19 protein-coding genes and 3 pseudogenes are annotated in these 20,012 nt (G+C 63.9%); 11 read left to right on the top strand and 11 right to left on the bottom strand.

Annotated elements, in window-relative coordinates:
• The first annotated feature begins 2 nt into the window (after positions 1-2).
• Positions 3-1,466: a mechanosensitive ion channel family protein gene (locus CUJ89_RS36090; RefSeq protein ID WP_114182196.1), complete on the top strand. Its 1,464-nt coding sequence runs from the start codon at positions 3-5 to the stop codon at positions 1,464-1,466.
• Between the two features lie 72 nt (positions 1,467-1,538).
• On the opposite strand, the gene CUJ89_RS36085 is transcribed toward CUJ89_RS36090, so the two are convergent.
• Positions 1,539-2,447 (bottom strand): LysR family transcriptional regulator, encoded by a 909-nt coding sequence (locus CUJ89_RS36085; RefSeq protein WP_114182195.1) that lies wholly within the window; start codon positions 2,445-2,447, stop codon positions 1,539-1,541.
• A gap of 116 nt (positions 2,448-2,563) precedes the next feature.
• Entirely contained in the window at positions 2,564-2,845 is a 282-nt protein-coding gene (locus tag CUJ89_RS36080) for a XapX domain-containing protein (RefSeq protein WP_114182194.1), read from the bottom strand.
• A 311-nt stretch (positions 2,846-3,156) separates the two neighbouring features.
• Between CUJ89_RS36080 and CUJ89_RS36075 the strand changes: the two genes are divergently transcribed.
• The 4 genes from CUJ89_RS36075 (at position 3,157) to CUJ89_RS36060 (ending at position 6,537) form a co-directional block, all read left to right on the top strand.
• On the top strand, positions 3,157-3,843 hold the full coding sequence (locus CUJ89_RS36075) for a hydrolase (protein WP_114182490.1): 687 nt from the start codon (positions 3,157-3,159) through the stop codon (positions 3,841-3,843).
• 169 nt (positions 3,844-4,012) lie between these two features.
• On the top strand, positions 4,013-4,180 hold the full coding sequence (locus tag CUJ89_RS36070; RefSeq protein WP_114182193.1) for a DUF1427 family protein: 168 nt from the start codon (positions 4,013-4,015) through the stop codon (positions 4,178-4,180).
• Positions 4,181-4,199: 19 nt separating this feature from the next.
• The gene (locus CUJ89_RS36065; RefSeq protein ID WP_114182192.1) at positions 4,200-6,089 is read left to right on the top strand and encodes an amidohydrolase; all 1,890 of its coding nucleotides are present in this window, start codon (positions 4,200-4,202) and stop codon (positions 6,087-6,089) included.
• Between the two features lies 1 nt (position 6,090).
• A complete protein-coding gene (locus CUJ89_RS36060) occupies positions 6,091-6,537 on the top strand; it encodes a DoxX family protein (protein WP_114182191.1) in 447 nt (148 codons plus the stop codon).
• A 116-nt stretch (positions 6,538-6,653) separates the two neighbouring features.
• Here the strand turns inward: CUJ89_RS36060 and CUJ89_RS36055 are convergent, their stop codons facing one another.
• The 7 genes and pseudogenes from CUJ89_RS36055 to CUJ89_RS36025 form a co-directional block, all read right to left on the bottom strand.
• Positions 6,654-7,652 carry an aldo/keto reductase gene (locus CUJ89_RS36055; protein ID WP_114182190.1) on the bottom strand — a complete coding sequence of 333 codons (999 nt, stop codon included), beginning with the start codon at positions 7,650-7,652 and terminating at the stop codon, positions 6,654-6,656.
• Between the two features lie 39 nt (positions 7,653-7,691).
• Positions 7,692-7,814: pseudogene (locus CUJ89_RS36050) on the bottom strand (cyclase family protein); the annotation flags it as partial.
• 77 nt (positions 7,815-7,891) lie between these two features.
• Positions 7,892-9,007, bottom strand: a complete 1,116-nt coding sequence (locus CUJ89_RS36045; RefSeq protein ID WP_114182188.1) for an alkene reductase — start codon at positions 9,005-9,007, stop codon at positions 7,892-7,894.
• Between the two features lie 70 nt (positions 9,008-9,077).
• On the bottom strand, positions 9,078-9,884 hold the full coding sequence (gene dkgB, locus CUJ89_RS36040; RefSeq protein WP_114182187.1) for a 2,5-didehydrogluconate reductase DkgB: 807 nt from the start codon (positions 9,882-9,884) through the stop codon (positions 9,078-9,080).
• Between the two features lie 150 nt (positions 9,885-10,034).
• Positions 10,035-10,985: an LLM class oxidoreductase gene (locus tag CUJ89_RS36035; RefSeq protein ID WP_114182186.1), complete on the bottom strand. Its 951-nt coding sequence runs from the start codon at positions 10,983-10,985 to the stop codon at positions 10,035-10,037.
• Between the two features lie 13 nt (positions 10,986-10,998).
• The gene (locus CUJ89_RS36030; RefSeq protein WP_114182185.1) at positions 10,999-11,322 is read right to left on the bottom strand and encodes a MoaF-related domain-containing protein; all 324 of its coding nucleotides are present in this window, start codon (positions 11,320-11,322) and stop codon (positions 10,999-11,001) included.
• A 29-nt stretch (positions 11,323-11,351) separates the two neighbouring features.
• Complete coding sequence (locus CUJ89_RS36025) at positions 11,352-12,554, bottom strand: MFS transporter (RefSeq protein ID WP_114182184.1); 1,203 nt, start codon at positions 12,552-12,554, stop codon at positions 11,352-11,354.
• A gap of 101 nt (positions 12,555-12,655) precedes the next feature.
• On the opposite strand from CUJ89_RS36025, the pseudogene CUJ89_RS36020 reads away from it, so the two are divergent.
• Positions 12,656-12,763 (top strand): annotated as a pseudogene (locus CUJ89_RS36020) (LysR family transcriptional regulator); the annotation flags it as partial.
• Between the two features lie 54 nt (positions 12,764-12,817).
• Complete coding sequence (locus CUJ89_RS36015; protein ID WP_114182183.1) at positions 12,818-13,582, top strand: TetR/AcrR family transcriptional regulator; 765 nt, start codon at positions 12,818-12,820, stop codon at positions 13,580-13,582.
• Here the strand turns inward: CUJ89_RS36015 and CUJ89_RS36010 are convergent.
• Positions 13,557-14,114: an anti-sigma factor family protein gene (locus tag CUJ89_RS36010; RefSeq protein WP_236655104.1), complete on the bottom strand. Its 558-nt coding sequence runs from the start codon at positions 14,112-14,114 to the stop codon at positions 13,557-13,559. The two genes, CUJ89_RS36015 and CUJ89_RS36010, sit on opposite strands and share 26 nt — an antisense overlap.
• Positions 14,111-14,230 (bottom strand): annotated as a pseudogene (locus CUJ89_RS38775) (RNA polymerase sigma factor); the annotation flags it as partial. The gene CUJ89_RS36010 and the pseudogene CUJ89_RS38775, both read right to left, overlap by 4 nt.
• Positions 14,231-14,440: 210 nt before the next feature.
• Between CUJ89_RS38775 and CUJ89_RS36000 the strand changes: the two are divergent.
• From CUJ89_RS36000 to CUJ89_RS35985, 4 genes are all read left to right on the top strand, one after another.
• On the top strand, positions 14,441-15,703 hold the full coding sequence (locus CUJ89_RS36000) for a Zn-dependent hydrolase (protein ID WP_114182182.1): 1,263 nt from the start codon (positions 14,441-14,443) through the stop codon (positions 15,701-15,703).
• 50 nt (positions 15,704-15,753) lie between these two features.
• The gene (locus CUJ89_RS35995; RefSeq protein WP_114182181.1) at positions 15,754-16,983 is read left to right on the top strand and encodes a diaminopropionate ammonia-lyase; all 1,230 of its coding nucleotides are present in this window, start codon (positions 15,754-15,756) and stop codon (positions 16,981-16,983) included.
• A 122-nt stretch (positions 16,984-17,105) separates the two neighbouring features.
• Positions 17,106-18,731: an APC family permease gene (locus CUJ89_RS35990; RefSeq protein ID WP_114182489.1), complete on the top strand. Its 1,626-nt coding sequence runs from the start codon at positions 17,106-17,108 to the stop codon at positions 18,729-18,731.
• 370 nt (positions 18,732-19,101) lie between these two features.
• A complete protein-coding gene (locus tag CUJ89_RS35985) occupies positions 19,102-19,854 on the top strand; it encodes an SDR family NAD(P)-dependent oxidoreductase (protein WP_114182180.1) in 753 nt (250 codons plus the stop codon).
• The last annotated feature ends 158 nt before the right edge of the window (positions 19,855-20,012 follow it).

The raw sequence follows: 20,012 nt of genomic DNA, 5'->3' as shown, positions 1-20,012 counted from the left end.
GCATGCTGAACTTGTCCGTCACCGTCGCTTACGGCGCACCGATCGTTGTTGCCGACCTCGTTGCATGGCGATTGCTCGGGCCCGGCCGTTCGACGACGAAAGCGATCTGGCGCTGTGCGTCGTTCGCCGCGTTGACCTATGTGCTGTTCGCCACCGGCGTGAGCCCGCTCGCGGTTCCCCCGTCGCCCGATCGGTTCGATCGGCTTGCGATCCAGGCGATCGGTGTCGCCTGGTGGCTACAGTGCGCGCTGGTGTTCAGCCTGATGCTCGACCATCTGCTGCTGCCGCGCGCGTGGCGCAACCAGCGGCTGTTTCATGACATCGCCGCAGGCGCCGTCTTCGGTGCGGCCGCGGTGGCCGCGCTGGGCTACGTACTGGGCCTGCCGCTGAGCGGCCTGGTCGCGACCTCGGGCGCCGTGGCCGTGATCCTGGGCCTGGCCGTCCAGAACACGCTGAACGACGTGTTCTCGGGCCTCGTCCTGAATACCACCCAACCGTTTCGCCTCGGCGATACGGTGGCCATCGGCGAGCTGGAAGGGCGGATTGTCGAAAGCAACTGGCGCGCGACCAAGATGATCAACAGCCTCGGCAACCTGGTCGTCGTGCCGAACAGCACGGCGGCGAAGGCGACGATCGTCAACCTGAGCGAACCCGCGAGCGTACACGGTGTGACACTGACGATCGAGATCGATCCGGAAGTGCGCCCGGCCATCGTCGTCGATGCGCTCGACCGGGCTGCCGCCAGTTCGCTGGACGTGCTGGCCAGTCCCGCGCCGGTCTCGGTCGTCAAGGCGTTCAGGACCAACTCCGTCGAATACGAACTCGTCTGTTACGTCGACGCGCTGCAAAAAAAGGTGGCGGTGCGTAACCGGCTCTACGATCTGGCCCACCGGCATCTGGCCGCCGCGGACATCGCGTTGCGCCCGCTTGGCGGGACGGCCGCGGCGCACCGACCGGTTTCGCGCGGTCAACGACTGCTGCGCGCGGTCGAACTCTTCAGGCAACTCGGCGACGAAGATCTGGCCGTGCTGGCCGATGCGCTGGCGTCACGCGTATTCCACAAAGGGGAGGTGATCTACGCGTCGAATTCCGATACGCGCCTGCTGACGATCGTCGGGGCTGGTGTCGCGTCGGTGTTCGTGCCGGGCGCGACCGGCGACAGGGAGGTCAGGCGGATGGCGCCTGGCGACGCGATCGGCCAGTCCGTCGTGCTGGCCGGCACGCAACTTCATGCGAGTGTCTACGCGGTGACCGCCGTGACGGCCTATCAGTTGAGCAGCCGCGACCTGTCGCCACTGATCGCGAGGAAACCCGAACTTGGGCGGTTGATGTGCGAATCCCTCACCGAACACATCGCGACCGAGGAGAAGATGATGATCCCGCCGGCCGCGCACGCGCATGCGTCGTTCAACCTGATCGAGTGGCTCGAGAAGGAGATGAAGCGCCTTCACGATTCGTTCGGCTGATGCGGCGGGAGCAGGACGGAAAAACGCGGGTCGTGCGGTGCGATCGACGTGCGCTGACCGCGTGCGGCGGAATCAGGCGAGCGCGGTGAACCGGTCGACGAGATCGGGTCGCGCGAGCTGCTCGACCCACCAGTGCAGCGCGCGTCCGGCCTCGTCGCCGCGCCACGCGATATAGCAATGCGTCGTGTCGCGCATGCCGGTTACCTCGCGCGCGACGAGCTTGCCCTGCGCGATCGCGCGCGCCGCAATGCAATCCGGCAGCGTGCCCACCGCGAGCCCTTCGCACTGCGCGGCCAGTTTCGAGGCGAGGGTGGGGACCGCGAGATACGGTTGCCCGGCGTCGATGGCAATCGAGCGCGGCTGCAGTTCGCGCGAGGTATCGCTGATGACGGCGCCGCGATACTCGACGACCGACGCCATCGACAGCGGTTCGGGCAACGCCGCGAGCGGATGGGTCGGGGCGATGGCGAACACATGCCTGAGCGTGCCGATCGGCCGCGCGACGATGCCCGGCAGTTCCGGCGGCTCGCCCGCTGCGCCGACGACGAGATCCGCGCGGCGCGAAATCAGCGCATCCCAGGTGCCGCCGAGGACTTCGGTCGACAGGCGCAGCCGCGTGCTCATGTCGAGTCCGTAGAACGTATGCACGTACGGCCACAACGCCTCGAACGGCAGGATCTCGTCGATACAGATGCGTACCTCGGTTTCCCAGCCTTGCTGCGCACGCTGCGCCTTGAGTTCGAGCTGTTCGGCGGCATGCAGCAGCCGACGGCCCTCTTCGACGACCACGCGGCCGGCGTGCGTGAGCTTCGCGCGGCGCCCGCTGCGGTCGAACAGTGCGACGTCGAGGTCGCTTTCGAGCTTTTGTACGAGATACGTCAGCGCGGACGGCACGCGGTGCAGGAGCTCCGCGGCTTCGGCGAACGTGCCGGTGCGGTCGATCGCGTCAAGTGCCTCGAGCGCTTCGAATGACAGTTTCATGATGAATTCCGCGGGGGCGTCGGGCTGTCATGTTATCGCCAAGCACCGTCGAGTCCAATACGAATCGGAACAAATCATCCGGGCGCTGAAGCCGGGGCGCTATCAATCGACCTGTGTCACGTCGGCGTCGATTGCCCCCTCTTCGCAGCGGCATCGGATGCCTGCGCGCCGGGCAGGGGGCCGAACATGTGCTGGCCGCACTTCGCGTCGCTCCATGCGGTTTTCAACCGGATCCCCGAGAGCATCCTGCGTGCGATCGGCAGGATCTGTTCGCCGGCAAGGATGCCCAGCAGGCCGGCCAGCGCGATAGTGGGCGGGGCCGGCGACGGCACGCCGATCAGGCTGTAGACGACGCCCGCGAGAATTCCGGCAAATAGCGATGAAATATACGGTTTCATGATTCAGGTATGAGCGAATGACAACCGTGTGAAGAATAGGAATAAATTCCGATTTGGTGACGATCAGGAAATCGACAATCAGCGTATCAGGTCTTTCCGGGCGCGGGAATTCGATTCAATGGTTTTAAGATCTTTTAAGGCCTTGCTTTAGGGATTTTATTAATCAAATCGATTAATTGGCGCTACTATAAATTTGCGTGTTGAATGACAACGGCTGGCAGGCGAACCTCCCGGCGCAGCGCATTGGGCGCCTCCCGGTTGGCCGGCGAGGCAGGCTCTCTTTTTCCCCCGCATCAAAGGACATGACCGTCATGAGCAATCCGAAGCTTGAAGTACTCACCCCCCATAACAGCCAGCTGATCTTCATCGACCAGCAGCCGCAGATGGCATTCGGCGTGCAGTCGATCGATCGTCAGGTGCTGAAGAACAACGTCGTCGGGCTGGCGAAGGCCGCGAAGGTATTCAACATCCCGACCACGATCACGACGGTCGAAAGCGAGAGTTTCTCGGGCTTTACCTATCCCGAACTGCTCGACGTGTTTCCGAACCAGAAGACGCTCGAACGCACGTCGATGAACTCGTGGGACGACCAGAAGGTGCGCGACGCGCTGGCCGCGAACGGTCGCAAGAAGGTGGTCGTCGCCGGCCTGTGGACGGAGGTCTGCAATACGACGTTCGCGCTGTGCGCGATGCTCGAGGGCGACTACGAAATCTACATGGTCGCCGATGCATCGGGCGGCACGTCGAAGGATGCGCACGATTTCGCGATGCAGCGGATGGTGCAGGCCGGCGTGGTGCCCGTCACGTGGCAGCAGGTCCTGCTCGAATGGCAGCGCGACTGGGCGCACCGCGAGACGTACGACGCCGTGATGGCAATCGCGAAGGAGCACTCGGGCGCATACGGGATGGGTGTCGATTACGCATACACGATGGTCCACAAGGCTGCACAGCGCACCGCAACGCCGCACGAGGCGCTCGCGGCCGTGCCGGCGAAGTAATCGCAGGCCGTTACGCCTGTCGAAGCCGATGCGGCGTGTTCCATCCGAACATGCCGCATCGGTCATACGAAACGCGGGCGGCGCGACGTGACCGATGCACGGACGCCGCCCGCGCCATGTTTGCCAGGACGTGCAACCTGCATTCCAACCTGTCCGAGAAATTGATTGTATGGAACCTTATCTGGTTTCCCTTGGTGCGGGCTTGCTGATCGGTGTGATTTACAGCGCAATCAAGGTCCGTTCTCCGGCACCGCCGCTGATTGCCCTTGTCGGGTTGCTCGGCATGGTGATCGGCGTGCAGGCCATTCCCACCATCAAACAGCTGTTTGGCTTCTGATCGAAACGAGGTGACGTATATGACCGCAACCGAGTCCCAACCGGATCTGATCCTTCACAACGGAAGGTTCACGACCCTCGACCGCGCAAACCCCACCGCGACAGCGGTGGCGATAGCCGCGGGCCGCTTCGTTGCGGTTGGCAGCGACGCGGACGTGATGCCGCTTGCCGGGCGCGCGACGAAGGTCGTCGACCTCGGGGGCTGCGCCGTGCTGCCGGGCCTGATCGACAACCACTGCCACGTGATTCGCGGTGGCCTGAACTACAACATGGAGCTGCGCTGGGATGGCGTGCCGTCGCTCGCGGTCGCGATGGACATGCTCAGGCGCCAGGTCGCGATCACGCCCGCGCCGCAGTGGGTGCGCGTGGTCGGCGGCTTCACCGAACACCAGTTCGCCGAGAAGCGGCTGCCGACGATCGAAGAACTCAACGCGGCCGCGCCCGATACGCCGGTGTTCATCCTGCACCTGTACGATCGCGCGCTGCTGAACGCGGCCGCGTTGCGGGTGGTCGGCTACACGAAGGACACGCCCGAGCCGCCGGGCGGCACGATCCTGCGCGACGCCGCGGGCAATCCGACGGGGCTGCTGCTCGCGAACCCGAACGCGACGATCCTCTACGCGACGCTCGCGAAGGGGCCGAAGCTGCCGTTCGAATACCAGTACAACTCGACGCGCCACTTCATGCGCGAACTGAACCGTCTCGGCGTGACGGGCGTGATCGATGCGGGCGGCGGTTCGCAGAATTACCCCGACGATTACGAAGTGATCCGCAAGTTGCACGATGCGGGCGAGATGACGATCCGGATCGCGTACAACCTGTTCACGCAGAAGCCGAACGCCGAGAAGGAAGACTTCGTGAACTGGACCAAGAGCGTCAAGTATCACGACGGTACCGACTATTTTCGCAACAACGGTGCGGGCGAAATGCTGGTGTTCTCGGCGGCCGATTTCGAGGACTTCCGCGTCGCGCGCCCGGATTTGCCGGCGCAGATGGAAGACGATCTCGAAGGCGTCGTGCGCGTACTCGCGCAGAACCGCTGGCCGTGGCGCATGCATGCGACCTACGACGAAACCATCAGCCGCGCGCTCGACGTGTTCGAAAAGGTCAACAAGGACATCCCGCTTGCCGGTCTGAACTGGTTCTTCGATCACGCGGAAACCGTTACCGAAAAATCGATGGATCGTATTGCGGCGCTGGGCGGCGGCATCGCGGTGCAGCATCGGATGGCGTACCAGGGCGAGTACTTCGTCGAGCGCTATGGCGCGCAGGCGGCCGAGGCGACGCCGCCCGTTGCGAAGATGCTTTCGAAGGGCATCAAGGTGTCGGCCGGCACCGACGCGACGCGCGTCGCGTCGTACAACCCGTGGGTGTCGCTCGCATGGCTCGTGACGGGCAAGACGGTCGGCGGGCTGCGGATGTATCCGCAGCGCAACCTGCTCGATCGCGAGACCGCGTTGCGCATGTGGACCGAATACGTGACCTGGTTCTCGAACGAGGAAGGAAAGAAGGGGCGTGTAGCGGTCGGGCAGCTCGCCGACCTGGTGGTCCCGGATCGCGATTTCTTCGCATGCGCGGAGGATGATATTGCCGCGACGACCGCGTTGCTGACGGTGGTCGGCGGAAAGATCGTATGGGGCGCGGGCCCGTTCGCGTCGCACGACGCGCCGATTCCGCCCGCGATGCCGGACTGGTCGCCCGTGCGCGAGTACGGCGGCTACGGCGGCTGGGGCGCGACGCAGCGCAGCGGTGCACCGCTGCAGCGTGCGGCCGCCGCCGCGATGTGCGGCTGCGCGAGCGCGTGCAACGTGCATGCGCACGCGCATGCGAGCGCGTGGGGGAGCACGTTGCCGACGTCGGACGCGAAGGGTTTCTGGGGCGCGTTCGGCTGTTCCTGCTGGGCGATCTGACATGTCGACGACAACCGGCCGGTACAGCCCCGGGTGGATTCGTGTCCTGCTTGCGCAGCCGTGGGTCGGCGCGCTGGTACGACTCGCGCTGGTGTCCGCCTTCCTGATCGGAGGCGTCGACAAGGCGATGCACTTCGACGATGCGCTCGCGGAGCAGGCGCGTTTCGGCCTGCACCCGCCCGCGCTCTGGGCTGCACTGGCGGTTGTGGTCGAGATTGGCGGTTCGCTGTGCGTGGTATTTCGCCGGTTCACCTGGATTGGTGCGGGTGGACTCGGCGTGCTGACCGTCGTCGCGATGCTCGTAGCGAACGACTTCTGGAACCGGACGGGCGTGGCGCGCTTCATGGCGCTCAACAGCTTTTTCGAGCACCTGGGGCTGATTGCCGCGCTCGTCCTCGTCACCCTGCTTGGCGATGTTCGAAACGGCGAAGGGGACGGCCGCGCCTGATCGTTTGTCCGGCAGGTTGAAACGAGCAGGGCGTCCGATCATGAAGATCTTTCGCCCTGCTGACGGGGGCAGGTCAGGTTCAAGGATCCGCGTGATGCGGATTCGCGCATCGACATTCAACCGCGCGGCGTTGGGGCATGCTCGGCGATCAAGCGCTCGGTCTTCAGCGCATCCCACAGGGCCGTCGGAATCGGCGTCGTGGCGAGACGCAGGTTCTCGTCGATCCGATCGGGGCGGCTCGCGCCGGGAATCACGGCGGCGACAGCCGGATGCGCGAGCGAGAACTGCAGCGCCACGGCGCGGACGTCGATGTCGAAGCGCTCGGTGATCTGGCGGATATGCGCGACGCGGTCGAGCATCGCTTGCGTCGCCGGCTGATACTCAAAGTGGGTGCCGCCTGCCAGCACGCCGGAGTTGTACGGGCCGCCGACGATGATGCCGAGCCCGCGTGCGACGCTTTCCGGCATCAGCTGCTCGAGCGCGCTTGTGTGATCGAGCAGCGTGTAGCGACCGGCGAGCAGGAAGCCATCGGGATCCGAGCGTTCGAGTGCGAGCTCGCACGGTTCGATACGGTTCACGCCCAGGCCCCAGCCCTTGATGACCTTCTCGTCGCGCAGCCGAGTGAGCGCCTTGGCCGCACCTGACATCGCGACGTCGAACACGTCGAGCCAGCGCTCGCCGTGGAAGTCGATCGCCGGATCGTGAATCCATACGGTGTCGAGGCGGTCGGTGCGCAGCCGCTTGAGGCTCGCTTCGATCGAACGCAGTGTGCCGTCCTCGGTATAGTCGTAGACGATCTTGTTCGGCAGACCGTGGCGGAACAGGCCGCCCTTTTCGCCCAGGTCGCGTTGCGACGCATCCTCGTGTTCGTCGAGGATCAAGCGGCCGACCTTGGTGCCGAGCGCGTATTCATCGCGCGGCCGGCCCGCGAGCGCTTCACCGAGGCGCAGCTCGGCGAGACCGGCGCCATACAGCGGCGCGGCGTCGAAATAGCGGATGCCGCTTTCCCAAGCCGCGTTGACCGTGGCCAGCGCCTCGTCGTTCGGGATGTCACGGTACATGTTGCCCAGGGGCGCGGTGCCAAAGCCCAGGCGTGAGGGAAGCGTGATTCTCATTAGATGCCTCGAATGTTCGTCCGGCAAGCGGAGCGTCGGTTACCGGATCGCGACCGGGTCGATATTGACCTGCGTGGAGCCGACATACAGCGGCTGGCCCAGCACGAACAGGAATTCCCGCGCCTTGTCGCGCACGAGCGCGCGGCTGTCGATCAGCTCCAGCCAGCCGGTGTTGAACAGCACGACGTTGCCCTTGCGCAGAGGGAGGGGAGCAGTCAAGTTGGACTCCTGCGAATCGTTCAGGCCGCGGCTTGCGCGAGCGTCGGATAGTCGATCAGGCCCGGTGCGCCGCCGCCGAACAGCGTGTTGCGGTCGTGCGGCGTGAGCGCGGCGCCGGTGCGCAGGCGCTCGGGCAGGTCGGGGTTCGCGACGAACGGGCGGCCGAATGCGACGAGGTCGGCCCAGCCCGCGGCGATCGCTTCGCGGGCGCGCTCGGCGGTGTACGCGCCGGCATAGATCAGCACGCCCGGGTACGCGGCGCGCAGTTGCTGCTTGAATTCGACCGGCATCAGCGGGGCGTCGTCCCAGTCGGCTTCCGCGATGTGCAGGTAGCCGACGCCGAGTTCGCCAAGCAGCTTCGCGGCGGCGAGGTAGGTCGTTTCCGGATCGTCGTCGACGCAGCCGTTCAGTGTCGTCAGCGGCGCGAGGCGGATGCCGACGCGCGATGCGTCGCCGGTGCCTTCGATCAGCGCCTGCGTGACTTCACGCAGGAAGCGCAGCCGGTTTTCCAGCGAGCCGCCGTATGCGTCGGTACGCGTGTTCGCGTTCGAGTCGATGAACTGGTTCACGAGGTAGCCGTTCGCGCCGTGCAGCTCGACGCCGTCGAAGCCGGCTTCGATCGCGTGGCGGGCGGCGTCGCGGTATTGATCGACGATCTCGCGGATCTCGTCGATCGTCAGCGCGCGCGGCTCGGAAGCCTGCACGAAGCCCGGCGTGCTGCCGTCTTCACCGGCGACGAACACGTTCACGCCCTTCGCCTGGAGCGGCGACGACGACACGGGTTGCCGGCCGCCGAGCAGGCTCGTGTGACTCAGGCGGCCGACGTGCCACAGCTGCGCGAAGATGCGGCCGTGCGCGGCATGCACGGCGTCCGTCACCTTGCGCCAGCCGGCGACCTGCGACGGCGTGTGAATGCCGGGCGTCCATGCGTAGCCCTTGCCGAGCGGCGCGACATAGGTGCCTTCGCTGACGATCAGGCCCGCGCTCGCGCGCTGCGCGTAATACGCGGCCATCAGTTCGTTGGCTTCGTCGCCGGGCTGGCTGGCGCGCGAACGCGTCATCGGCGGCATCACGATGCGGTTCGGCAGCGTCAGCGCGCCGAGTCGCAGCGGTTGAAAAAGCGGGTCCTGGGTCATGAGGGTGTCCTGTCGGTGCCGCGGCCGGCTGGCCGCGGGCGGATCAAATATCGAATGGCGGGCGATGCGTTCAGTCCCACTGCGGCGCGAGGCCGGCCGGGTCGACTTCGCGGCCGTTGCGTTCGAGTGCGGCGATCTGCGCCATGTCGTCGTCGGTCAGGCGCAGTGCCTGCGCGAGCAGGTTGCTCGCGAGGTTCTCGCGCTTCGTCGACGACGGAATCACCGAGTAGCCGAGCCGCAGTGCCCACGCGAGTGCGACCTGCGCGGGCGTCGCGTCGTGACGTTGCGCGATCGTGCCGATCACCGGATCGCCGAGCACCTTGCCGTACGCGAGCGTCATGTACGACGTCACGTGGATGCCTGCGCCGTTCAGGAACTCGACCAGCTTGCGGTTCTGCAGGTAAGGGCTCAGTTCGATCTGGTTCGTTGCGATCGCATCCTTGCCGACGGCCGCGATCGCTTCCTTCGTCAGTTCGATGTTGAAGTTCGAGATGCCGATCTGGCGCGTCAGGCCCTTCGCCTTCGCGTTGGCGAGCGCGGTCATGAACGCGTCGATCGACACGCCGTTGCCCGGGGCCGGCCAGTGGATCAGCGTCAGGTCGACGGAGTCGGTGCGCAGCTTGCGCAAGCTCTCTTCGAGGCTCGGCACGAGCTTTGCCGGCGCGTAGTTGTCGACCCAGATCTTGGTGGTCAGGAACAGGTCTTCGCGGCGCACGCCCGATGCGGCGATCGCTTCGCCGACTTCGGCTTCGTTGCCGTAGATTTGCGCGGTGTCGATCGCGCGGTAGCCGACTTCGAGGCCGTTGCGGACCGAGTCGATGACAACCTGGCCTTGCAGGCGGAAGGTGCCGAGGCCGAATGCAGGAATCTTGCTCATCGTGTGCTCCTGGGAGAGGGGAACGGTTGCGGTATGCGAGTCATTCTGGCGTTTGATACTGATGAAATAAACGCCTTCAGAGGTCAAAGATATTTGATTAAAATTCAAATATTGGTCGTGACCGGGGCCCGCTGCGGGACGTCGCCGGCCTTATGCGACGCGTGTCTGCGCGTTCGCGTTCGCATGGAACGCCGGCAGCACATCGGATGCGATCTCGGCCATCGTCTCGTCGAGCGGACGGCGGTTGCGGCGGAAATGCAGGCCGATGTGCCGCACGCCCGCGTCGCGCATTGCCGCGAGTTCTTCCGCCAGCGCGATGCGTCCCGCGCGGGCGCCGAAGCGGTGCCGCTGCAACGGCTCGTGCGGGTCTTCCGCGAGGTCGAGGTGGATGAAGCTCACGTATGGCTTGTCACCGGCCACCGCGTGCCAGTTCGCGGCGCGCTGCGCGTGGTCGGCCGGCGTGCCCGGATACGCGAGGCAGCCGTCCATGTGCTCGCCGATCCACGCGGGCGTCTGCTGCGCGAGGCCCGCGACGAGCAGCGGCACCGGCGAACGGGCGGCAGGCAGCACTTCCAGGCCGGGCGGCAGGTGCCCGCGCGCGCCGTCGCGCAGCAGCGCGATCTGGTCGCGGAAATTCGCGCCGCGCGAGGCGAAGTCGCGGCCGAACAATGGATATTCGACGGGCCGGTCACCGCTCGCGACGCCGAGCAGCAGGCGGCCGCCGCTCAGTTCCTGGATCGTCGCGGCCGATTTCAGCGTCAGCAGCGGTTCGCGCAGCGGCAGCACGACGGCCGCCGTGCCGAGCAGGATGTCGCGCGTGATGCCGGCGAGGTAGCCGAGATACGAGAATGTTTCGAACACCTGCGCGGCGTCGCCGAACGACGGGTCGTACACCGGCACGTCACGCACCCAGAGCGCGCGGAAGCCGAGCGTGTCGGCCAGTTGCGCAAGCTCCGCGTGGATTTCCAGGTCGGGCACGCCGGGGCGGCGGCCGTCATGCTGGCGCTTCGCGTCGCCGGCCGGCGACCAGTCGTTGTCGAGCGGCAGTTCGATGCCGACGCTGAAGCCGCCGTCGGCGAGTTTGTCGAGTGATGTGGACATGGTCGGGCTCCGTTCAGACCGCGTGCAGACTGCCTTCGAGCCGGTAGAAATCGAGCGACGACGCGGTGAAGAACGAGCGCGACGTGCCGGCGGCGAAATCGTCGATATGCACGATCGTCGCGCGATCGGCTTCTTGCCACGAGATCGCGTAGGTTTCACCGGCGACGTGCTGCCACGTGTATGCGACTTCGCCCTTCGCGCCGGCGTACGGGCCTTCGGTGATCTCGTAGCGCATGTGGAGGCCGTCCTCGTCATACGCGTTGAGCGCGGTGAGGCCGTCGTAACGGACTTCGAATGTCTTGCCGGCGAACGGCGGACGTTGGGTCGATGCGTTCATGCTGGGTAGCTCCTGCAGGAAGTTGATGTTCAATGAGCGAGTTCGACGGGTTCGGCCGTGCGTTCCGGCAGCCCGTGGCGGCGGTCGAGACGGCCGCTCAGCGCGGTGAGCGCGAACGCGCCGAGCGTGACGGCCGCGGCGATCCACGGCGTGTGGCCGAGGCCGGCGTTCGCGACGATCAGGCCGCCGAGCGACGAGCCGCCCGCAACGCCGAGGTTGAACGCGGCGATGTTGAAGCCCGACGCGACGTCGGTGGCGTCCGGCGCGAAGTGGCGCGCCTGCTTGACGACGTACACCTGCAGCCCCGGCACGTTGCCGAACGCAACTGCGCCCCACGCGAGCATCGTCAGCACCGCGAGCCATTTGACGTGGATCGTGAAGGTCAGCGCGAGCAGCACGATCGCAAGCAGCAGGAAGATCCGCTTGAGCGCCTTCACCGGGCCGACGGCGTCCGCGAGCTTGCCGCCCCACACGTTGCCGAACGCGACCGACACGCCATAGCCGACGAGCACGAGGCTGACCTGCGACGGCGTGAAGCCGGCGATCTGTTCGAGCAGCGGCGCCATGTACGTGAACGCGATCAGCGAGCCGCCGTAGCCGACCGCCGTCATCGCAAAGACGAGCAGCAGGCGCGGCTGGGCGAGCACGCGCAACTGGCGGGCGAGCGGCGCCGGCGGCGTTTGCGGCAGCCCGCGCGGCACGAAAGCGATTGCACCGAGGAACGCGACGAGACCGAACAGCGCAACGATCAGGAACGTCGCGCGCCAGCCGAAGTGCTGGCCGATGAAGGTGCCGAGCGGAATGCCGGCGACGAACGCGACGGTCATCCCGCTGAACATCGTCGCGATTGCGCTGGCGGCCTTGTCCTTCGGCACGAGCGTGGTCGCGATGATCGATCCGACGGAGAAGAACACGCCGTGCGCGAGGCCGGTGAGGATGCGCGCGACGATCAGCGATTCGTAGCTGGGCGCCTGCCACGCGACGAGGTTGCCGACGGTGAAGAGCGCCATCAGCGCGGCGAGCAGCGTCTTGCGCGGCACGCGGCCGGTGAGCGCGGTGAGAAGTGGCGCGCCGATGGCGACGCTCAGCGCGTAGAGGCTGACGAGCAGGCCGGCCGACGGCAGGCTGACGCCGAGGTCGGCGCCGATTGTCGGGATCAGCCCGACGATCACGAATTCGGTTGTGCCGATGGCAAAGGCGCTGATGGTCAGCGCAAGCAGGGCGAGTGGCATGACGGGATCCTGGTTCCAGTAAGGATGGATCGCAGTGTGCCGCTTTTACTTTTGCGGAAAAACCGGCCTATAAACCAAATTGTTTTGATTTCAGATCAACAATGAAGATCACGCTGCTGCACCGGACTACGCGGCGGTTCGAGCTGACCGAGGAACGGCGCTCGTTCTTGCGGAATGCGCGCGCGATCATCGAATCGATCGAGAATGCGGGGAGCAGATGTCGGATTTCATGATCGCGCAGGTGTGACAAGCCCGTTGCAAGAATGGACAAAATCTTCCGTTCGCGCTATATCTGGAACAAGTTTCCACTTTGGGGTGCGGAGCGGTGTTCCGCTTGGCGAGAGGCAGAATTGGCAGACAACGACAAAAAATTGAAAAGCGCGGCGACGACCCGGAGCGCCCAACGCAGTGTCCGGGCCGACGCGCAGCGCAATATTGATTCTATTCTTCGCACGGCCGCCCAGAGTTTCGCCTGTTCGGGTGTAGATGTGTCCGTGCGCGAGATCGCAGAAAGTGCGGGGGTAGGTGTCGGTACCCTCTATCGCCATTTCCCGACGCGCTCCGACCTTGTTGTGGCTGTATTTCGCAAAGAGGTCGATGCGTGCGTTGATACGGCGCCGGTGTTGGCGGCCAACTACTCGCCCGTCGATGCGCTTGCTCGATGGGTGGCGCACTATGTCGATTTCATCGTCACCCGTCGTGGGCTGGCAGCGGCGCTGAACTCGGGCGACCCGACCCTGGAAGGCCTGCCCGCCTATTTTCACGAGCGATTATGGCCGGTGGTTCAAGGCCTGCTGGATGCTGCAGCAGCAGAGGGAAAGATTCGAGCTGGAGTGAAGTCCTACGAACTCCTCCATGCCGTCGCTATGCTGTGTGTGCCGTCTCATTGCGGTGAACCCATCGAGCCGCAGCGAATGGTGGGCGTATTCATGGATGGCTTGCGTTACCGCGCCGACCGGGATGTGGAAGGGCATAGAAGGCAGGGCACGGTGGAGCGGCCAGTCAAGAAGCAGCTCCGCGTTCCTTAATGTACATCGATCTGCTGGTAGACAGAGGTCGCCACGCGCGCCAGTTCGCTCTTGTCGATGCCTGCGGATAACGCGTAACCAAACTTTCCGTCGACCCAGTAGAAGACGTTAACCGGTCGGCCGCCTCGCGCGGCAGCGCGGCGCCATTGAGCGTGGTCATACGCGATGTCGCCAGCGTGGCCGTGTCGATCGGCTGCTGCTGAATGCCGCGCAGCATCCAGCCGCCCATGGCGCTTGTAGCGCAGACTAGTGCGATGGCGATGCTCGCGGCGATCCCTCTCCAGGCCCCTATGTTTGTCCGCGACAAGCCATGCGATGCGGGACGTCGTGCGAGCTGTGGCGGCACGGGCTCGTCCAGCACCGGGTCAAACGCGGTGCGCATTGCATCGATTTGACTTCGATACGCTTGCATGCGCGCGGCCACGTCAGGAGATTTCGATCGGTAGCTCAGGACTTCGCTGTGTCGTTCGGCTGGCAAGTGCCCGTCCAGATACGCGTGAAGATCGGATTCCGTCACAGGAGGTGTGCTCATTTGACCACCTTCAGTGTCGAGATCGGTACACGGCCTTCCATCAGCAAACGAAGTTTCTCGCGGCCGCGTGATAGCCGCGACATCACGGTACCGGTCGGGACGCCCAAGCAAGCAGCTTCGGATGAGGGAGAGTCGGATTCTCTGGCAATTGTCGTATGGTCGGATAGACGTGCCGTCGATGCGTTCAGGAATGCGCGCGGACAATGCAAAAAAATTCCGGACCAGCCGTCGACTTTGCACAAAAATATCGGTGTGCGTGAAATATTATTTTGTCTCGACGAGATCCAGCAAGCTCTGCCGGATACGCTCGGTCACGGAGACAACTGATGGATACTGCTGCACCCGAATTCCCGTCGCTGCAATTGGATGGAGCGTTGCTTATCGAGCAATTGCGCGAACTCGGTGAAGTGGGGCGCGATGCGAACGCGGGCGGGCGGACTCGCATCGCCTTGACTGACGACGAGCGTGCCGGACGCGACCTCGTCGTCAAATGGATGCGAGAGTTGGATCTCGAGGTACGTGTCGATCGCATCGGAAACATTTTTGGCACGCTGCGCGCCGACTCGGATGACGGTCATCAGCGTCCGCTGATGATCGGTTCCCATATCGACACCGTGACGAATGCCGGCGCGCTCGACGGCTGTTATGGCGTACTGGCCGGTCTTGCCGTCGTGCGTGCTTTCCGTCGATCGGGCAACAAGCCGCAGCGTTCAATTACCGTCGCCGCATTCAGCAACGAAGAAGGCATCCGTTACCAGCCCGACATGATGGGGTCGCTCGTGTACGCGGGCGGCTTGTCCGTCGACGCAGCACTAAGCACGGTGGGCATCGACGGCACGCGCCTTGGCGACGAGCTCGCGCGTATCGGTTACGCGGGAGATATGGAGCCAGGCACGATCGTGCCTCACGAATATCTTGAGCTGCACATCGAGCAGGGGCCGATTCTCGAGGCAGAGAACATTCGTATCGGCGTGGTGGAGAGCCTGCAGGGCATTTCGTGGCAACAGATCACCGTGCAAGGGAACGCCAATCATGCAGGTACGACGCCGACTCATCTCCGTCATGATGCCGGATGGGTGGCCGCCGCCGTTGCAACGTTCCTGCGCGAGCTTGCGGTCACGGTGGGTACGACGCTGGCCACGATTGGCATGCTCCGCATCGAACCGAACGTGATCAATGTGATTCCCCGCAAGGCCGTGTTCACGGTGGATCTGCGCGATCCGGACGAGCAGCGCCTGCAAGACGCGGAACGGCGCCTCGCCGAGTTTCTGGTCGAGGTTGCGGAAAAGGAAGGCGTCAAGATCACGACCGAGCGCCTTGTCCGATTCGAACCGGTCGTGTTCGACGCCGGCCTCGCTGATGCGATTGAAATCTCGGCAGAGCGGATGGGCTTCACGCATCGGCGGATGACTTCCGGCGCCGGTCATGACGCTCAAATGATCGCGCGTGTTGCGCCTGCCGCGATGATATTTGTGCCCAGCCGTGGCGGAATCAGCCACAACCCACGCGAACACACGGACGACGATCAACTCGTCGACGGTGCAAATGTCCTGCTGGATGTCGTACTCAAGCGCCTTGCCGCGAACTGAGTGCCGACCGTATCCGTATCCCTTTACATCATTGCTGGAGTCTCCCCGTCATGCTGGTAGCGAATCCGCGCGCAACGCGCATCTCTTATCCTGCTGAACTGAAGGAAATCCTGAGTATCGAAAAAGCCGAAGAAAGTCGCGTGTGGCTTTCCGGCTGGAACAAAATCGCCCCGGAAGCGACGCCGCTGCGCGAATTACCTCGCCTGGCAGCGAAGCTGGGTGTCGGCAGTATCAGCGTCAAGGACGAGTCGGTGCGATCCGTGCTGGGCAGCTTCAAAGCATTGGGTGCGCCCATTGCGCTGGTGCGCCTGATATTGCGCCTGTGGCCCGACCACAACCTGGACCCTCGAGCGCTATTCGCGGGCCATTACCGTGACCTGTTGGCGCACTTCACAGTAAGCAGTGCGACGGATGGAAACCACGGGAAGGGTTTGGCCGCGGCCGCTCAGGCGCTCGGTTGCCGTTGCGTGATCGTGCTCCACGCGAATGTGAGCGTCGAGCGCGAGGAGGCGATTGCAGCCTATGGTGCCGAAATCGTGCGGATCGCCGGCAATTACGACGAGTCGGTCGAAGAGGCCGCCCGGCTCGCAGCGGAAAACGGTTGGCATGTCGTTTCGGATACGTCGTATGACGGCTACGAAGAGATTCCGCGTGATGTCATGCAAGGCTACGGAACCATCGCGGCAGAGGTCGTCGAGCAGAGTGATAGCCGGCCTGACCGACCAGCGTTTTCGCATGTGTTCCTGCAGGGTGGTGTAGGCGGACTCGCGGCCGGGGTGGCCAGTTACCTGTGGGAGTTCCATGGCGAGCATCGCCCGCGATTCATCGTCGTCGAGCCGAATCAGGCCGATTGCCTGTACCAGAGTGCATTGGCGGGGCATGCAGCGCGTGCAACGGGATCGGTCGATTCCGTGATGGCGGGATTGGCATGCGGCGAAACCTCGCCTCTCGCCTGGAAGTTTCTGCAGCCTTGCATCGACGATTTCATGACAATCAGCGACGACGATGCGGTACATGCGATGCGCGTACTTGCGTCGGGTAGCGAAGGTGACACGCCGGTCGTTGCCGGCGAGTCGGGCGTGGCCGGTCTGGCTGGCCTGTCTGCATTGCTGCAGGACTCGGAGCTTGCGCGGAATGCCGGCCTTGACAGCGCTTCCCGCATTTTGCTGATCAGCACTGAAGGCGCGACCGCGCCGGCGACGTACCGTGAACTGGTGGGCGAGACGGCGGAAGCGGTACTCGAGCGTCAATCGGCGTGGCTCGTCAACGCGATCGCATAAACGACGCGCTGGTTTCGTCGCGGCATCGCAAAGTCGACGCCCGACGCCTGGCTTCTCATACCAATATCGGAGGCGCCGCGGTGGCGAGAGACTCGTCCGGCGCCGTACTCCAGGAGACAGACGTGAAGCAACACATCAACCGAAGTATCGGTCCCGTTTCCTTGCTCTTCACGGGGCTCGGCTCAATCATCGGTTCCGGCTGGTTGTTCGGTGCCTGGCATGCATCGAAGATCGCCGGGCCCGCGGCAGTCGTTGCGTGGATCATTGGGGCCGTTGTCGTGATGGCAATCGCACTGGCTTACTCCGAACTGGGGACGACATTTCCCGAGTCGGGTGGGATGGTTCGCTATGCCCGATATTCGCATGGCGCACTCGTCGGGTTCATTGCCGCATGGGCAAACTGGATTTCCATCGTTTCGGTGATTCCGATCGAAGCGATTGCATCCGTCCAATACATGGCGTCGTGGCCCTATCCGTGGGCACGGGCGCTGATGATCGGTGAGGATTTGACGACGCACGGGCTGTTCGCCAGTGCGCTCCTCGTCATCGTGTATTTCATGCTCAACTACTGGGGCGTGAAGTTGTTCGTGAAAACCAACACCGCAATTACGGTATTCAAATTTCTGGTTCCGGGGGCGACCATTGCGGGTCTCGTCTGGAGCGGCTTTCACCGGGAGAATTTCGCACTCGCCGCCGGCGGCCATTTCGCACCATACGGTTGGTCGTCGGTACTGACTGCGGTAGCCACGAGCGGGATCGTATTCAGTTTCAACGGATTCCAGAGTCCGGTAAGCCTCGCGGGCGAGGCAAGAAACCCGTCGCGGAGTATTCCTTTTGCGCTCGTCGGCTCGATTCTTCTTGCACTCGTCATCTATGTGCTGCTGCAGGTCGCATTCATCGGCGCGGTAAGCCCGTCCAGCATCGCGGCCGGTTGGCATGGCCTGAACTTTTCTTCCCCGTTTGCCGAGTTGGCGATCGCCGTCAATCTGAACTGGCTGGCCATGCTGCTGTACGTCGATGCATTCGTCAGCCCGTCGGGGACGGGAGCGATCTACACGGCAACGACCGCGCGGATGATCTACGCGATGGAGCGCAACGGAACGATGCCGGGCGTGTTCGGCACGATTCATCCGGTTTATGGCGTGCCGCGGGCGGCAATGTGGTTCAATCTCGGCGTCTCGTTCGTCTTCATGTTCTTCTTTCGCGGTTGGGGGACACTTGCTGCGGTGATCTCGGTGGCGACGGTCATTTCGTTCCTGACGGGGCCCGTGAGCCTGATGGCGCTGCGAAAGCACGCGGAAGATCTTCCGCGACCGCTTCGGATCCCGGGCATGTCCGTGATTGCCCCGTTCGCGTTCGTCTGTGCGTCACTGGTGCTCTACTGGGCACGTTGGCCGCTGACCGGGCAAATCATTCTGCTGATCGTGGCGGCGTTGCCCATCTACTTTTATTACCAGTCGAAGACCGGCTGGGAGCGCTTCCGATCTGAAATGCGATCCGCATGGTGGATGGTGGCCTACCTGCCTACGATGGCGCTTCTTTCGCTCAGCGGCGGGCGCGAATTTGGCGGATACGGGCTCATTCCGAGCGGCTGGGATTTGGTTACGGTCGCCGCGTTCGCGTTAGCGTTCTATCGCTGGGGCGTCGCAAGCGGGCAGCGGACGATGTACCTGGACGAATACAGGCATCGCGAACACGCGGACTCGTCGGATGAGTCCATTTCGTATCAACCGGAGCGGGTGAGCTAACTGCTTCGGTGCGCCTTATCAACTCGGTAGTGGTCGCAGCGGACGCTTGCTGGAAGACTGCAACACCGACCTTCTTCTTGCCCGATTCAGGTTGACAACCGCCCCGATGGATCGCGTCGCGCGATCCGGCCCATCCGGTGATCGCCAGGGGCGGGCGCGTTCTTCGCGCCGACGATGGTTGGGCAACGGCGCACGCTCGAACCAGCATGACGCCCGGATGTGCCGGTGCGCTTGTTCGTCTCGCATTCACGAAATTCTCCTGCTTGATATGCGGAACGATGTTCCGTATAGTTCCGTAAACGGATCCGCGTTCCGTTTAGGTCTGGCGTACGCGTATCGGTTCTGACCATCGTTTTCGAACGGAGCAAACATGCATAGCACACCCGTCGCACTTGTGACTGGCGCAAACAAAGGGATTGGTCTTCAGATCGCCAAGGATCTGGCATCGAAGGGCTTCAAAGTGCTTGTCGGAGCACGCAAGCTGGATCGGGGCGTGGTCGCGGCGAGAAGCGTCGGGGCAGAAGCCCAAGCCATCCACCTCGATGTAACGGATCGGGCGTCGATTGCCGCAGCGGCGAAGCAGATTGGCGATACGCTCGGACGCCTTGACGTACTGGTTAATAACGCCGGGATCTCGAACCCGGCAAGGCCGGGGAGCTCGCTGGAAGAAGTCGTGCAACTGGGCAGGTTAAGCCGCATAGCTGCCGACGATTTGCGTATCGTATTTGAGACAAACGTGTTTGGAGTTGTTGCCGTTACGCAGGCGATGCTGCCACTTCTTCTCAAATCACCGGCTGGGCGTATCGTCAATATATCGAGCGCCACTGGCTCGCTCGCGTTGAAGGAAGACCCTTCCAATCCATTTCGCAACCAGGTCGGCGTATATCACGCGTCGAAGACCGCGCTCAATGCGATCACACAAGCGTTTGCCATCGAGCTGGAAGGAACTGGCATCAAGGTCAACGCAGCATGTCCGGGCTTTACTGCAACGGATCTGAGCAATTTTGCCGAAGGAGCGGGGTCGGTTGAGGATGCGGCACGAGAACCGGTCCGCTTGGCACTCCTTGATGCGAACGGGCCGACCGGCACTTTCTCTAATGCGGATGCTCGTATTCCTTGGTGAGAGGGTTCGCCCCACGCTACAGGAATAGGCCTGCAATGGCGTTCCTTCGCCGGACGACGTACCGTGCCTTTGGTTTGGCGCGTTGTACCGGCGAGGGGCGTACGATGGGGCCACGTATCTGAATGTGCCGGCCGAGTCAGTATCTGGCGCGTCCGTGT

The sequence above is a fragment of the Burkholderia pyrrocinia genome, from assembly GCF_003330765.1.
GTDB lineage: Bacteria > Pseudomonadota > Gammaproteobacteria > Burkholderiales > Burkholderiaceae > Burkholderia > Burkholderia pyrrocinia_B.
Note: the sequence above shows the minus strand (reverse complement) of the source record. Positions and strands in the feature narration are given on the sequence as shown.